Genomic DNA, 14,239 nt, shown 5'->3' on the forward strand with positions numbered 1-14,239 from the left:
GCGTGACTACCGAAAGCTTGACCGGAACAATCTACTCGCATATTTTTATCTACGGTCCGCAAATAATAATATATGTGATACTTAATGTGGTGGCTGCCATGACGAGACAAGAAGATATGGAGCAGAAGGCCCTACAGATAATCATGAATTCAGGTGAAAAAGGGATACTGCAATCTGAGCTTTGGAGACAGATGAACGCAAGTAGCAGGGAAGGGTCACGCATCTCAATTAGGCTTGAGAAAAGGGGGCTCATCCATCGCGAGCGTACTCTCTCGGATGGAAGATGGACCTACAGGTTGTTCTCGAAGAGGCAACCTATCACAATTGACTCAATCCTCTCATGCCCATGCCTAACATGCAATGAAAGCCTGAGATGCGGCGCAGGAGGAAAGACTAGCCCAAATGACTGCGAACTGTTAACTCAATGGATACTAGACTCTTCAGCGAAAGAAACTGAGGCATCGGGTGGAGGGGATGATTGACTAGCGACTGGAGAAGACGAAGGAAAGATCACTTCAGTAAGATGGCTAAGAAAGAGAATTATAGGTCACGCGCATCCTTCAAGCTTCTAGAAGCCATAAGAAAATATGGCTTCATAAGAGACGGGGACGTTGTAGTAGACTTAGGAGCCTACCCAGGAGGGTGGCTCCAGGTCGCGAGAGAGATAGTTGGCGATAACGGTTTTGTCTTGGGGGTGGATCTTCGAAAAATAGAGCACTTAGGCTTCGATAATGTCCAAACCATCATCGGAGACATCCTAGATCGCGAAACTGTGAATAGAATAAAGGCCATATTGCCAAGGCAGGCCGATGCAGTGATCTCGGATGTTTCGCCAAATGTTTCTGGAGTATGGGAAGTTGATCACGCAAGGCAGATAGAGCTCGCTGAACGCTCGCTCAGCATAGCCATTTCAATTCTGAGGGTTGGAGGGTCATTCTTCGTTAAGGTCTTCAGAGGTGAACTATTCGAAGAGTATCTAAAGCATGTTAAGAATTTCTTTCTAGATGTTAGAGTATTCAAGCCTAAGGCAAGCAGAACCGAAAGCGCAGAGATCTACGTGCTCGGCCTGAATTATCAGGCTTAGCATATGCCGTAACCTTCAATATTCACCCTGCTGCAATTTTAGAGATGATCTCGACTGCCGTCTTTAACCCGTCATATCTGGCGACTACTCTCCTGATCTCCTCAACATTCCTTCTATATTCCTGATCGGTTAGCATCTCCATAACCGCGTCAATAATAGTTTCCTTATTCACGCTCTCTTGCTCGAGCACTTTAGCTATTCCCATCTCATATGCCCTCTTAGCATTATTGATCTGCTCTGTGTGGCTTGGAGTGGGAATGAGAATAAGCGGCTTCCCATAAATAATGCCCTGCGTCAAAGTTCCATGCCCCGCCCTGGATATGAGGATGTCACAAGCCTTAAGAAACTCGAACCTATTTGGAATCCAGCTATATACAACCACATTCTTCTTACGCGCCAATTCAGCGGAGTTTCCAGGATTCCCAAGAGAAACCACGACTTGATAATTGTCCGGAAAGTCTAATGCGATGTTTTGTAGGACCTGAGCTATGTAAGCCCTTTCTTTTACAGGCCCGCTAATAGATATTAGAACTAATGGAAGATTGATGTCGAAACCAAGCCTTTGCCTGATCTCATCCTTACTAGGCAGCTCCTCCGGTCTCACCGGCAGTATTGGACCAATAAGCTCCACACGCTTCTGATAGGCGTTAGGTATCCTCAGGTTCCCAGCAGACAACGTGTATGGCGGCGGAAAGTCAGGTATCAATAGATACCCAGATCCACTTGTCCAAATCTTGCCGATTATGGCCAATGCTCCTGTATCAACAAGCTTCGCTAACCTCAGTAATCTTGATCTACGAGGTATAATTATCTGAAACTGATTCAGGATACATACGTCAGGAATGTTTAAGGCTCTTGCCGCCAAGAGAGGCGAGACCCTGGAGTCTGAAACTACTACATCAGGCTTGAATGCACGCATATACTTTATTTCGCATTCAATCTGATGAGTAAGAATCAACGACGCCAAAAATGGACCGGGATTAGCCACGGTCTGCCTAAAATCAACAGTCCCATCAGGCTTCACTCTGAACTCTATTGGAGGCGCCTCAAAAAATGGAAGACCCTCCTGTTTAAGATACTCGACTGCATCCCCGTAAGTCGAAAACAAAACCTCAGCACCATATTTGGCAAGATGCCTTGCGATTGGAACACATCTTCCTACATGCCCAAATCCAAGCCCGCAGACGCCGAAATAAACCTTCAAATCCCCTCACCGAACCTTATGAAATTTGTGACTGAGCATTATTGAAAGTTTCGCGAATCACAATATTCAAAAATAAATGAAAGCCTATGAATCTTTCATAATCATTGTCGACAAGAAACCATCCTACTTCTCTAACCCGAACATGTCTCGAAACCTTTCGCTATAGGTCAAGGGGTCAGTTTCCCTTACCGTCCCACTATCCACATCAACAACATATATGGAATGAAGCCTTGCGTTCCTTATTTCCTCAAGAGTAACAGGAGGATTGCTATAATACAGATCGCAAAGATCCTTCGCCTGTCTTATCTCCTCTTCACGGCGATGGCGAGGCGGCCTCAAAAATATTGGATGAATCGGCATTACATAATGAGGTGGAATTGCAAGGGCAAACTTGTCAGCATAACCGCTATATCTCGTGATCTTACTGGTTATCCTAGCATTTATATACGTTGTCGGATCAAGGGCGTGCTCCGGGGGGACAAACCCTGTTTCAACCTCGACTATCAGGCGTCCCATGCCCTTTTGCCCAAATATATCACATGAAATATTGTTCAAAGTCTTCTCAACCTCTACAGAATAGCCGGATAGAATGAGGTGCTTGGCGCAGACTAGCTCCATAACTGAATGGTTGATCTTTACCAAGTTCCTCCTATATAAAGCGATTAAATGATCCCTCAAGATGACCATTTCTCTGAGAATATTTTCATCATCCTTACAGAGTCTACTTACCAGCTTATCCAAGTCTTTCTCAAATTTCCCCAATCTTTTTTATTCCACCCGGATAGAGAAATTAGACATAGCCTCCACATTTAAGCTTTTATTTTAATCAGCAAAGAATCTTCAGTCAAAAGGGCTAGATCTCGCCTCAAGCAAGAAATAGAAGGCAGGAAACATAATGGTCGCCATAAATTAACTTCATAAGAGAATTTAGCCAAATATTAGGCTCTACTCAAAAATGCTGTACCTCTTAGTCAACTCTTATGTGCAAAAGACTTATATGTTACGGGGAGAATTTTTATTTCCCCGATCAGAGGGCAAGCTTCAAGTATTGCATTGAGGCAAGGACGCATTAACCGAAATGGCTGAAGGTTAATGCGTGAGAAAGACTTGCCTCAATGGGCCACTCAATACTTTAGGCGCAATGCGGTTAGGCCTCGAGCATACCAGTTTAAATGGCTGGAAAACTGGTATGCGACAAAGACGGTGCCTAACCGGGCTAAGCTTGCGCCGGAGGCTTAGTTCTGATCGGGGGTTCCAAAATTTTAAGACTCGACTGTTCTCAATCGACTTCTATACATCTCAATTATCTCTGATACTGTTGTCGCGTCTTCAGCTGATTTATCAATTCGATAGTTTCCAGTAAACCTTGGAAATCTGATGGCTAGGCCGCTTCCCCTTCTTATAACATCTTGCGCACATGTGTGGATTGGACTTAATGTGATTTCTGCACCTATTATTTCAAGAACAACCTTAGGCTCGAACCAAATGTCAGCTTCAATTTTAGATTCAACCCTTGGATGACGATGTGTGATCTTATGTTTCTCCATCATCTCCGGAATTTTGAGGAGGTCCTCATCTGTGAACCCTGATCCACACTTGCAGACCGTTTCGAAAACATCATCTTGAGGGTTGTACGCAGCAAGCAAAAGTGCACCGAATGTTCCCGCTCTCTTTCCCCTTCCATGAAAGGCTCCGACCACCACTAACTCTACAGTATCTATCATCTCACTCTTATAGTCTCGTTTATACTTGATCCATAACCATCCCCTCGCCCCGGCCTGATATATAGAGTCTTCGCCGATAGACTTGCATACAAGTCCCTCGCAGCCATTTTCTATAGCCTCCTCAAAGAAGCGTTCAAGCTCCTCAGGATTATCCGTCAGAATATAATTCGCTATGTTAATTCTCTCATTTGGTTTAATTATCTGTTCAAGGACCCTGTGCCTAGTCTGGTAGGTCTCAGCAGTAAAGTCTTTTCCGTCTGCATATAACACGTCGAAAACGAAAAGTGAGACCGGATATTCCTTGACGGCTTCTTCTATACCATACTTCCGCCTTCTATGCATCAGTTCTTGGAACGGCTTCATCTCGCCAGTGTCAAGATCCACCGCAACACACTCAGCCTCAATAATGGCTTGATGAGGAATTATCCATCCCCGAACTAATTCAACAGCATCTGGATACTGATCCGTTATATTCTCAAGTCTCCTAGAAAAAAGTATGACTTTGTCCCCGTCCTTGTGGGCCTGTATCCTTTCTCCATCATACTTGTACTCAGCTATGCATCTTCCACCAAGTTTTTCCAAGATCTCCCTTGGCGAGCTTAAACGTTCGGCAAGCATAGGCCTGACAGGGCATCCTATCGAAACCTTAAAATCCTTAAGCCCCTCTACACCCATCTCAGCAGCGGCTTTTGCCACCTTCCCAAGGTCAGAGGAGACATTATATGCTCTCTCGAATAGGGGTCTTGTCTCTTTCCCGCCACCGTAGGCGATGGCTAATGCGTCGAGAACAGTCATATCTGCGATGCCGAGGCGTAGCTTACTTGTCACCGTCCTTATGAGATACTTCGCCTCTTTAGGTGTAGCATCCATGAGTAGGCCAGTCAAAAGATTTATCTTCTGATCAGTGGCGCCTGCCCCTGTGGTCTTCGCCATCTTGTCAAGGGTGTGATATACCCTTTCAACTGTAAGGGGATGAGTGAAAAAAGTAGACTGGAGCCTTTTTGCCAGCATCTTCTGAGCGGTCTCCCCTAGATCTCCAGTTACCTTCAAGTCTTCTTCAATCTCACTTTCCTTTCTACCACTAGCTCTTGCAACAGCTCTTACAGCAAGTTTCTCAGCCACTCCTATCTCAATCCCAGTAAAATCTGGGTAAAGTTTTCCCTGCGTTAAATAAACAACTTTATCGATCAATGTCTTCGGAGTTTTTCTAAAAAACTCTACAAGGTAATCCGTCATCTCAAGCCTCTTAGTTGTATCTTCAATTTTTTCATATGCCTCAGCAACCAGAGAATACATCAAATTTGATTCCCTCTAATAACTTGGTTAGAAGCAACTTCACTCACGTACCTTCACCCCACAATTTGGACAGTAGATTGCGTCGATTGGCAGTCTCTGCCCACATTTATAGCAGAATCTGGGATTAAAGGCTACAGGAACGCTCTGAATAAGTTCTACCTGTGTTAATGTCTCTTCACTTTTACGCAGCATGTGGTACAGGTAAGTCATGCTGATTGGCTGAAGAGGTTGCATGATGGATGTAATAACACTTACAATTAGCCAACGTGCAATTACGTTTTCACCCGCAACCGCATTTCCAACAAGATATCCCAAACCATACATCAAATAGGTCAGGGCTAGAATCAGAAAGACCCTCATCCAATAGTTGCTGGCCAGTTTTCTGCTACGCCGAAAACTCACGATTACCCCTGCATCCTCAATAACCGCAACTTGAACAGATAAGCTGAAAAGAACAAATGCGTAGAGACCTGGAAAGATCAAAAAAATTGTTCCCACAACCACAAGAAAGCTATAAGCCAAACTGACCATTAATACTGACCAAACATTCGAGAGGAAAAGGCCCAAACTTTTTCTTAAACTCATTTCTCGACCTCCAATGAGAAAATGGGTGCATGCAGTAGCTATCCCATATGGTAAAGAATAAAAAGTCCATATCGCCACTGTCAATGCGCCAGCTATCGGAACCGCTATCGAAAGATAATTTATCAATGAAATAAGAAATTCCTCAGAGAAATTCTCAGTAAGAGTGAAGGATGGAAGAAAACATTTTGCGAGCCCAACGATCCAGATAACCGCAATATTCGTTAGTAAAAAAGGAAGATAGAAGACTGCAGGCTGTGAGACATAGATCCTGAAAGCTTCACCCATAACCCTTCCAACAGAGGGTACATGAATGATGTACCGATCCTCAAATGATTTAGGAAACACTTGATCTTCGCACCTTTAACCATTAAGGATTACTTGGCAGCCCTGAATCGATAATTAAGCTTATATTCCTCGCAATTATTCTTTGCGTTGCAATGATCGCCTCAAAGTCTCATGTTTTATATTCTACTTTCCTATTATAAGGGATAGTGACTGCGAAGGAATCGGGCGGGCATGGGCGTAGATTTAAGCGGACTTGTACCGAAGACCCCTGTCGATCTGAGAAGTCTCAGCGGTAAGCGGGTCTCAATAGACGCGTATAATGCTCTCTACCAATTCCTTGCGATAATTAGGCAGCCCGACGGCACTCCCCTTAAGGACAGGAGCGGAAGAATAACAAGTCATCTCAGTGGCTTGTTCTACAGAACATGTAACCTACTGGAGTTAGGAATCAAAGTGATTTACGTATTCGATGGAACCCCACCAGACCTCAAAGAAGCAGAAATAAAAAGAAGATCAAAGATTAAGGAAGAAGCCCAGCTCAAGTACGAGAAGGCATTAAACGAAGGCAGGATAGAGGAGGCGAGAATGTACGCCCAGATGACCTCCCGTCTGAAGGATTATATGGCCGACGACTCAAAACGTCTCCTAACATACATGGGGGTCCCTTGGATCCAGGCTCCCTCCGAGGGAGAAGCACAGGCGGCACATTTAGTAAAAAAAGGGGACGCAGACTACTGCGGAAGCCAAGATTTCGACAGCCTACTATTCGGGGCCCCCCGTCTCCTCAGAAATTTAACGATTTCCGGCAGGAGGAAGCTGCCGAGGAAGAATGTTTACGTCGAGGTTGTACCTGAAGTTGTCGAACTTGAAAAGGTTCTAAAAGAAAACGGCATCACAAGAGAGCAACTAATCGACATAGGAATACTGATCGGCACGGATTTTAATCCGGACGGCGTGAAAGGCATGGGACCAAAAACAGCACTAAAACTTATTAAGAATTACGGGTCTCTTGAGAACGCTCTCGCCGTCTTGAAGGATTTAGAATTTCCCGTGAACCCCGCATCAATACGAGAAATTTTCCTACATCCACAAGTAACCGACACATACAGGATTGAATGGAAAGAGCCTGATGTTGAGGAAACTGTAAAATTTCTCTGTGGAGAAAGGGACTTTTCTGAGGATCGAGTTCGAAAAGCCCTAGAAAAAGCCATTGAAGGCATGAGTGAATCTAAGGCTAAGAAAACGCTGGAATCATGGTTCAACTAATCATTTCATGTAAAAAGGTGGTGTATAAATACAAGATTTATTAATTGTTCGAGAAGCAATATTTTCCGCCAAACCTGAGAAAACAAGATGGGGGGAAAGTAAACACGGTGAATCCTGTATGAAGATCCGAGAAAACGAAGCATTGATCCTCAAGTTACTAAAGGAAGCTGGAGGCCGTCTCCTCCTGAACGATGTTGTGAAAATCAGCAAACTAACACATGCAGCAGCTATGCGTGCAGCAATGTCCCTCGAGCTCAAAAATTTGATTAAAATAAGTGAGAAACAAAGTTCAATAGCAAAACTGACCGATGAGGGAAGATCATACGCGGAGAGTAAGCTCCCGGAGAGACTCTTGATCGAATCTCTTCAAAGTCTCGGCGGCGAGGCGTATATTGAAGATGTTCTACGACAAGCCAATTTAAGAAAGGAGATGCATGTCATTTCTTTGGGGTGGGCCATTCGTAAGGGATGGGTGAAGGCGGAGCCGCAGGGAGGTAAGATCCAGCTCATAGGGGAGCCAGCTGAGGGAGAAGACGAAAAACTTCTTTCGCTCCTAAACAAGAGAGGAACAATTAATATTGAGGACCTTGACCCTCAACTTCAAGAGGCCCTCAAGGTTCTAAAAAGAAGGAACCTCGTCATCGTACGCGTTGAGAAACTTATAGACCTAGAGTTGACTAAGAAAGGTTTGGAAGAGATTGAACGTGGAATCGAAGTTCTGAGGGAGGTCAGTCAACTCACGCCGGAAATAATAGTTTCTGGAAAATGGCGTGAATTAGCATTGAAGGAATATGACATTAGAGCGCCCGTGGCTCGCACATGGCCGGGAAAGAAACATCCCTACCTGAGATTCTTGGACGAATTGAAGGAAAAGTTGGTTGCCCTAGGCTTCAAAGAGATGACGGGGCCAATTGTGGAGATGAGCTTCTTCAATTGCGATGCACTCTACATGCCGCAGGATCATCCGGCAAGGGAAGTTCACGACATGTATTTCATAAAGGATCCGGAATACGGTGATCTCAGCAGGTACAGACGTTTCCTTGAAAATGTAAGAGAGACGCATGAAGGAGGATGGAAAACAGGGTCTAAGGGATGGAATTACCCATTTTCAGCATCAGAGGCTGCGCGCCTAATGCTTCGCAGCCAGACGACATCATTAAGCGCTCGGACATTAATGAGCGAAGATCTAGAGATTCCTGGAAAATACTTTGCAATAGCTCGCTGCTACCGACCCGACGTCATTGACAGGACGCATTTGACAGAGTTCAATCAAGTGGAGGGTATAGTTGTCGGAGAAGGATTAACCCTCCGAGATCTTTTAGGGATACTGGAAAAATTCGCTAAGGATGTTGCAGGCGCCGATAAAGTGAAGTACAGACCCGATTACTTCCCATTTACTGAACCAAGTGTTGAACTTATAGCCTATAAGGAAGGGTATGGCTGGATGGAGTTCGGCGGATCAGGTATTTTCCGTCCAGAAGTCACTTTACCCCTTGGAGTAGAGGTTCCTGTCCTTGCATGGGGTCTAGGGGTTGACAGGCTATTCATGATGAAGGCAGGAGTCGACGACATTCGCTATCTTTTCACTCATAAGCTTGATTGGCTAAGGGAAATGAGGGTGGTTTAGATGCCGACGGTGGAATACATAAGAGAAGACTTGGAATCTCTAATAGGCACACCGCTGCCAAGAGAAGATGGCGCCTTAAACGAGATTCTGCTATACGTAAAAGGCGAAGTAAAACACGTCGATGATGAAGAAATCCACATAGAATTCAAGGATAGTAACCGTGCAGACCTATGGGGCGCAGAAGGACTTGCAAGAGCATTAAGAGGAATCATGGGATTGGAGAAAGGATTAAAGAAATATGAGATCAAAGGCAACTCAGGTGTCGATGTATTCGTTGACAGAAGACTAAGCAATATCAGACCTTATATCGCTTGTTCAGTCGTCAAGAATGTCAAGCTGACTGGCGCCGCCATTAGACAACTGATGCATTTCCAAGATAAACTCGATCAAACTTATGGGAGAGATAGGCGGAAAACATCGATTGGACTATACAACTTCGACCTGATAAATCCGCCTCTAGATTATAAAGTAGCCGAACCGGAAGAGATCCGCTTTATCCCATTAGATTTTGATAACGAACTATCACTAAAGGAGATATTAGAACTTCATCCTAAAGGGTTGAAGTATGCCCACCTAGTCAGGCCGCATCCAGTTTGGCCCATATTCATGGACTCTAAGAAAAAAGTCCTTTCTTTTCCACCAATCATAAACTCGAATGACTTGGGAAGAATCACAGAAGAAACCGTCAATGTTCTGGTCGAAGTCACCGGGACATCCCATAAAACGGTGCAGGATACCCTGAGAAATGTAACTTTCGCCCTAGCTGACCGTGGAGGAGAAATCTACACAGTGAAAGTTCACTACCCCTGTGAGAATATGGGCGTTGAAGTAACCCCGCGCATAGAGACCGAGAAGCATAAAATAGAGATTAGATACGTGCAAAAGATACTTGGATTAGACATTAACCTATCTCAAGTCATAGAATATTTAGAGATGTTTAGATACGGGGTAACTGAGATATCGGAGTCCCACATATCCGTAGAGGTGCCTTGTTATCGTGTGGACGTTTTACATCCAATCGATATAGTTGAGGACATCGCGATAGCTCATGATTACAACAAGATTCAGCCAAGATGGCCTCAACTCTCAACCGTTGGAGGGCTATCTGAAAAGACGCGATTAGCAGATATTACGCGGGAACTCATGATCGGCTTAGGGTTCCAAGAAGTACTCACATACTCCCTGACTAGCCAAGAAATTCTATTCGCGAAGATGAATGTAGAGCCGGAAAAAGTAGTTGAAATTGCAAACCCAAAACTCACTTCTATGACTTGCCTTAGGAGCTGGTTGCTTCCTTGCCTTATGGAATTCTTAAGCCATAACCTTCATGTGGAATACCCGCAAAGAATCTTTGAGGTGGGTCCATGCGTTATCCCTGACCCAAAAGAAGAGAATAAAGTCCGTGAATTCAACGATCTCGCCGCGGTGATCATTCACTCCGAAGCCAATTTCACAGAGGCGAAATCGATACTAGACGCATTCCTTTCGAACCTAGGAATCGCCTATGAGATTTTAGAATGCGATCACGGCAGCTTCATACAGGGAAGGACGGGGAGAATAATGGTCGGTGATGAGGAAGCCGGCATAATAGGAGAGATACATCCACAAGTTCTCTGGAATTGGAATCTTGAAAATCCTTCAGCCGCATTCGAGATTAACATTGACAAACTAAGAAAGCACCTCAAAACCTCTGGCAGAGGCACATAGATTAAATTAAATCTCCAGTTCTCTTCAAATTTTAATTTAGGAAAAATTTATTTTCCCCTGCGCAATCACTTTCAAATGGTTATGAGATGAGCCAATAATCCCGCCGACCCTCATCTATGAGGTCCGCCTAAACGGACTCGACCGAGATGGAAACCTTATCCATCTATGGGGGAGGGCGTACCCAGGGGCGGAACAAGGCGGGCGTGGGTGTCAAAACTCCGCGTCAGAGAGAGCCCAGTTGAGAAGAGCGCGCCCGCTCTGCAGTGAAACTGGGTGTTAGTAACGCGGAACACATTGACACCCACGATAAAATTCTACGCAGATATGAATATCTGGAAGAACGAAGATGATGTATGCTGAGAGTTCATTTTAGATAATGGAACATATTTTAATCCATTACGCAGTGGAGGAAAAATTTCGGCGAAGAGAGATTACACCTTACGTCAAACTTGGCTTAGCTCTTTCTTCCTTCATATAATAATCTGTCCACTTTAGTTTGCGGGGATCCCGCTTCAATTTGATGGCATTCTTCCGACATTTACTGGAACAGAACCATTGTACAGTTCCATCATTATTAACATACATTATCCCAGTTCCTGGATGAAATTCATGACCGCAAAAACTACAACTTCGCGACTTTGGCATTAGTAACACCGGCCGCTATTTTCAACAAACCGAATGAGGCTCACTCCCTTCATTTAATTTTTCTAGCTTCTCTTTCAGTCTCTCGCAGCATGAGTATATCGTCCAGCCTTACAGGACCTTTAACATTCCTTGTTAATATTCGTCCCTTCTCCGGACCATCGAGTATTCGAACACGAACAACCGTCACTTCACCCGCAACCCCTGTTCTTCCAATAATCTGAATGACCTGCGCAGGTGTCGGTACTTCCTCTTCTTCTTTTCGGCTCATCAGCCTGATCCTTCCCTAATCTTCGCAACCCTTGCGATTATTTCTTTAATCAAGTCTCCAGCTTCGCCAGGATCTATTATTGAGGCAGAAGCAGAATTCACCTCAATACCCACGGAGGCGCCTAATTTAGCCTTGCTTGGAACAAAAACGTAAGGTATCTTCCTTTCATCGCATAGGATCGGCAGATGAGCAACCACTTCTGGTGGATCAACATCCTCGGCGATCACAACAAGCTTCGCCAAACCACGTTCAATAGCCTTAGTGGTTTCGTTAGTTCCCTTACGTACATTTCCCGTCTTAGAGGCTATTTGCAAAGCTTCATAAGCCGCGTTCGCAACTTCATTTGGAACTTGAAACTTAACATAGAACGGCTTCGACATCCAGACCACCGAAACCTCATCAACATACGTTTCAGTTTGCAACCAGGCTCCTAACTATTATGGGATCTCCCTATATATGTTGCGGTTTAATGATTTTTAACGGTCGCTCTAAAGACTATGGGGACGGTGTTGTCATGGATCTAAACTGTTACTACCCTTTTAACCTCCGGTACTCTTGCCTTCAAATATCTCTCTACACCGTATTGGATGGTCAACTGCGACATCGGACAACCAACACACGCACCCTTAAGTCTAACCTTCACTGTCCCATCGTCGTCCACATCGATCAGTTCAATATCCCCGCCATCAGCCCTAAGCCTGTACTGTATCTCACTTATGGCTTTCTCAACTTCCTTCTTCAATATTGCGCACCTAACCCTACCCAATAACCGTCAACATGAAAATATAAGTGTTTCCAAATATTACGTGCAGGTTATCTGGTCTTGATAATCGAACAGAATGCGTCCCATCCTCTGAGAAATCCGGAAAAATTGCCTCGATTACACGAGGATTTCCTCACGTATGAAGGATGCTTTTGGATGATTTTCTAATTTGACGAAACCTTCGTCCTAACCATTTTTTTTCCTTGCACATTCGCTCATCCGGGTTGGCAACTAAGGCTTAATCAACAATCTTCCCCCCCCCAACGAGGATAATGTTTTTTAGTTTCCATAGGTATCTTCTCAAGATAAATAAGTGGGTCCGAAGATATCCTATACTGGTTTGATGGAGAGGTGATGTGGATGTCCGTATTCGCAGTTCCCGGAGCGTATGATCGTGCAATAACCGTATTCTCACCAGACGGCCGACTGTTTCAGGTGGAATATGCGCTTGAGACGGTCTATCGCGGCCCAACAATAATCGGTATTGTATCCTCCGAGGGTGTAGTCATCGGAGCGGAGGAAAAGATTGAGTCAAAATTGCAGGATCCTAATTTCAGTCAGAAAATATATGAGGTTGATGAGCATCTCGGAGCCGCTGTTGTTGGCATAAGTTCTGACGCGCGTATATTGATCGACGAGTCAAGAGTGTATTCTCAAAGCAACAGACTGCTTTATGACGAAGCCATCGATGTAGAGATAGTTACAAAGAGAATAGGGGATATAATGCAACTCTACACGCAACATGCAGGGGTTAGACCTTTCGGAGTCTCCATAATCTTTGCAGGTGTAGATAAAGTTGGACCGAGACTTTTCACAACAGATCCAAGCGGTTCATACAGAGCATATAAGGCAGTTGCTATAGGGGTCGGAAGGGAAACATGCGAGAATATTCTTAAAGAGGAGTACCGAGATGACTTAACCCTTGAAGAAGCAATAAGATTGGCCGTAAAGTGCCTCGCGAAGTCTATCCAGTCGAGGGAAGAGCAGCCAAGGGTTAAGATTGCCGTTGTCCCCGCTAAAACAAGGAAGTTCAGACTCTTATCTGATGAGGAGGTTCAGAAGTACCTTAAAGAATTCTTAGGCAGTGGAACGTGATGAGTAAGAATTACACGGTTGCCAGAATAAATATAGATGGAAAAACTTTTGAACTTTTGGTTAAGCCAGAACCAGCCCTATCTTATAGAGAGGGAAAGCCTGTCTCCCTATCCGATATACTTGTGACTGATACTGTATATAGTGACGCAAATAAGGGTCTACGCGTCTCAGATGAGGATCTTAAGCATGCTTTTGGAACATTAGATATTCAGAAAATTGCGCAGACAATACTCCGGAAAGGTACTCTCCTACTTACCTCCGAGCAGAGACGCCGAATGATCGAGGATGTTAAAAAACAAATAATCGCCTTCATTTCCAGAAATGCTGTTGATCCGAAGACAAAGCTTCCCCATCCACCCACAAGAATAGAGCAGGCCTTGGAGCAGATACATTTCTCTGTAGATCCATTTAAGAGCGTTGAAGAGCAAGCTAATGAGGCGATCAAGCTTCTCCGATCAATTCTACCTCTAAGCGTCGAAAAAATAACAATTTCCGTAAAGATACCCGCGCAATATGCAGGCAGAGCTTACGGCGCTGTTAAATCTTTCGGCACAGTCAAAAGCGAATCATGGTTGAGTGATGGGTCGTGGTCGGCGACGGTGGAGATGGCTGCAGGATTTTATGGACCATTTCTCGAGAAGATCGGAGAAATTTCTAAAGGAACCCTTGAGGTAAAAATTCTAAAGTAGA

At 44.5% G+C, this 14,239-nt stretch carries 16 protein-coding genes; 8 read left to right on the forward strand and 8 right to left on the reverse strand.

From position 1 onward, the window contains the following. The first annotated feature begins 98 nt into the window (after positions 1-98). Positions 99-482 carry a MarR family transcriptional regulator gene (locus tag NZ952_04845; protein MCS7120513.1) on the forward strand — a complete coding sequence of 128 codons (384 nt, stop codon included), beginning with the start codon at positions 99-101 and terminating at the stop codon, positions 480-482. After that, positions 479-1,084, forward strand: coding sequence for an RlmE family RNA methyltransferase (locus tag NZ952_04850; protein ID MCS7120514.1), 606 nt, complete (start codon positions 479-481; stop codon positions 1,082-1,084). Before NZ952_04845 ends, NZ952_04850 begins: the two co-directional genes overlap by 4 nt. A gap of 22 nt (positions 1,085-1,106) precedes the next feature. Here NZ952_04850 and NZ952_04855 read toward each other — a convergent pair whose 3' ends face one another. Beyond that, complete coding sequence (locus NZ952_04855; GenBank protein ID MCS7120515.1) at positions 1,107-2,288, reverse strand: hypothetical protein; 1,182 nt, start codon at positions 2,286-2,288, stop codon at positions 1,107-1,109. Between the two features lie 123 nt (positions 2,289-2,411). Then, positions 2,412-3,050: a hypothetical protein gene (locus tag NZ952_04860; GenBank protein ID MCS7120516.1), complete on the reverse strand. Its 639-nt coding sequence runs from the start codon at positions 3,048-3,050 to the stop codon at positions 2,412-2,414. A 330-nt stretch (positions 3,051-3,380) separates the two neighbouring features. Here NZ952_04860 and NZ952_04865 point away from each other — a divergent pair, with 330 nt between their 5' ends. Next, the gene (locus tag NZ952_04865) at positions 3,381-3,527 is read left to right on the forward strand and encodes a hypothetical protein (protein MCS7120517.1); all 147 of its coding nucleotides are present in this window, start codon (positions 3,381-3,383) and stop codon (positions 3,525-3,527) included. A gap of 23 nt (positions 3,528-3,550) precedes the next feature. Here the strand turns inward: NZ952_04865 and NZ952_04870 are convergent, their stop codons facing one another. Beyond that, positions 3,551-5,308, reverse strand: a complete 1,758-nt coding sequence (locus NZ952_04870) for an ATP-dependent DNA ligase (protein MCS7120518.1) — start codon at positions 5,306-5,308, stop codon at positions 3,551-3,553. Between the two features lie 39 nt (positions 5,309-5,347). After that, a complete protein-coding gene (locus NZ952_04875) occupies positions 5,348-6,238 on the reverse strand; it encodes a zinc ribbon domain-containing protein (GenBank protein ID MCS7120519.1) in 891 nt (296 codons plus the stop codon). Between the two features lie 171 nt (positions 6,239-6,409). Here NZ952_04875 and fen point away from each other — a divergent pair, with 171 nt between their 5' ends. The 3 genes from fen (at position 6,410) to pheT (ending at position 10,778) form a co-directional block, all read left to right on the forward strand. Then, positions 6,410-7,444, forward strand: a complete 1,035-nt coding sequence (gene fen / locus NZ952_04880; GenBank protein ID MCS7120520.1) for a flap endonuclease-1 — start codon at positions 6,410-6,412, stop codon at positions 7,442-7,444. A gap of 118 nt (positions 7,445-7,562) precedes the next feature. After that, on the forward strand, positions 7,563-9,071 hold the full coding sequence (locus NZ952_04885; protein MCS7120521.1) for a phenylalanine--tRNA ligase subunit alpha: 1,509 nt from the start codon (positions 7,563-7,565) through the stop codon (positions 9,069-9,071). Next, complete coding sequence (gene pheT / locus NZ952_04890; protein ID MCS7120522.1) at positions 9,072-10,778, forward strand: phenylalanine--tRNA ligase subunit beta; 1,707 nt, start codon at positions 9,072-9,074, stop codon at positions 10,776-10,778. Positions 10,779-11,216: 438 nt separating this feature from the next. Here the strand turns inward: pheT and NZ952_04895 are convergent, their stop codons facing one another. The 4 genes from NZ952_04895 to NZ952_04910 form a co-directional block, all read right to left on the reverse strand. Beyond that, on the reverse strand, positions 11,217-11,423 hold the full coding sequence (locus NZ952_04895) for a 50S ribosomal protein L24e (GenBank protein ID MCS7120523.1): 207 nt from the start codon (positions 11,421-11,423) through the stop codon (positions 11,217-11,219). Positions 11,424-11,472: 49 nt separating this feature from the next. Further along, positions 11,473-11,691 carry a 30S ribosomal protein S28e gene (locus tag NZ952_04900; GenBank protein ID MCS7120524.1) on the reverse strand — a complete coding sequence of 73 codons (219 nt, stop codon included), beginning with the start codon at positions 11,689-11,691 and terminating at the stop codon, positions 11,473-11,475. After that, positions 11,691-12,071 (reverse strand): 50S ribosomal protein L7Ae, encoded by a 381-nt coding sequence (gene rpl7ae / locus NZ952_04905; GenBank protein ID MCS7120525.1) that lies wholly within the window; start codon positions 12,069-12,071, stop codon positions 11,691-11,693. Before rpl7ae ends, NZ952_04900 begins: the two co-directional genes overlap by 1 nt. A 140-nt stretch (positions 12,072-12,211) precedes the next feature. Further along, positions 12,212-12,433, reverse strand: a complete 222-nt coding sequence (locus NZ952_04910) for a NifU family protein (GenBank protein MCS7120526.1) — start codon at positions 12,431-12,433, stop codon at positions 12,212-12,214. 381 nt (positions 12,434-12,814) lie between these two features. On the opposite strand from NZ952_04910, the gene psmA reads away from it, so the two are divergent. Both psmA and NZ952_04920 read left to right on the forward strand, forming a co-directional pair. Further along, positions 12,815-13,549 (forward strand): archaeal proteasome endopeptidase complex subunit alpha, encoded by a 735-nt coding sequence (gene psmA / locus NZ952_04915; protein MCS7120527.1) that lies wholly within the window; start codon positions 12,815-12,817, stop codon positions 13,547-13,549. Beyond that, positions 13,549-14,238 (forward strand): ribosome assembly factor SBDS, encoded by a 690-nt coding sequence (locus NZ952_04920; GenBank protein ID MCS7120528.1) that lies wholly within the window; start codon positions 13,549-13,551, stop codon positions 14,236-14,238. Before psmA ends, NZ952_04920 begins: the two co-directional genes overlap by 1 nt. Position 14,239: the final 1 nt, after the last annotated feature.

It is taken from the genome of Candidatus Bathyarchaeota archaeon, from assembly GCA_025059045.1.
In the GTDB taxonomy this organism is placed as follows: domain Archaea; phylum Thermoproteota; class Bathyarchaeia; order Bathyarchaeales; family DTEX01; genus JANXEA01.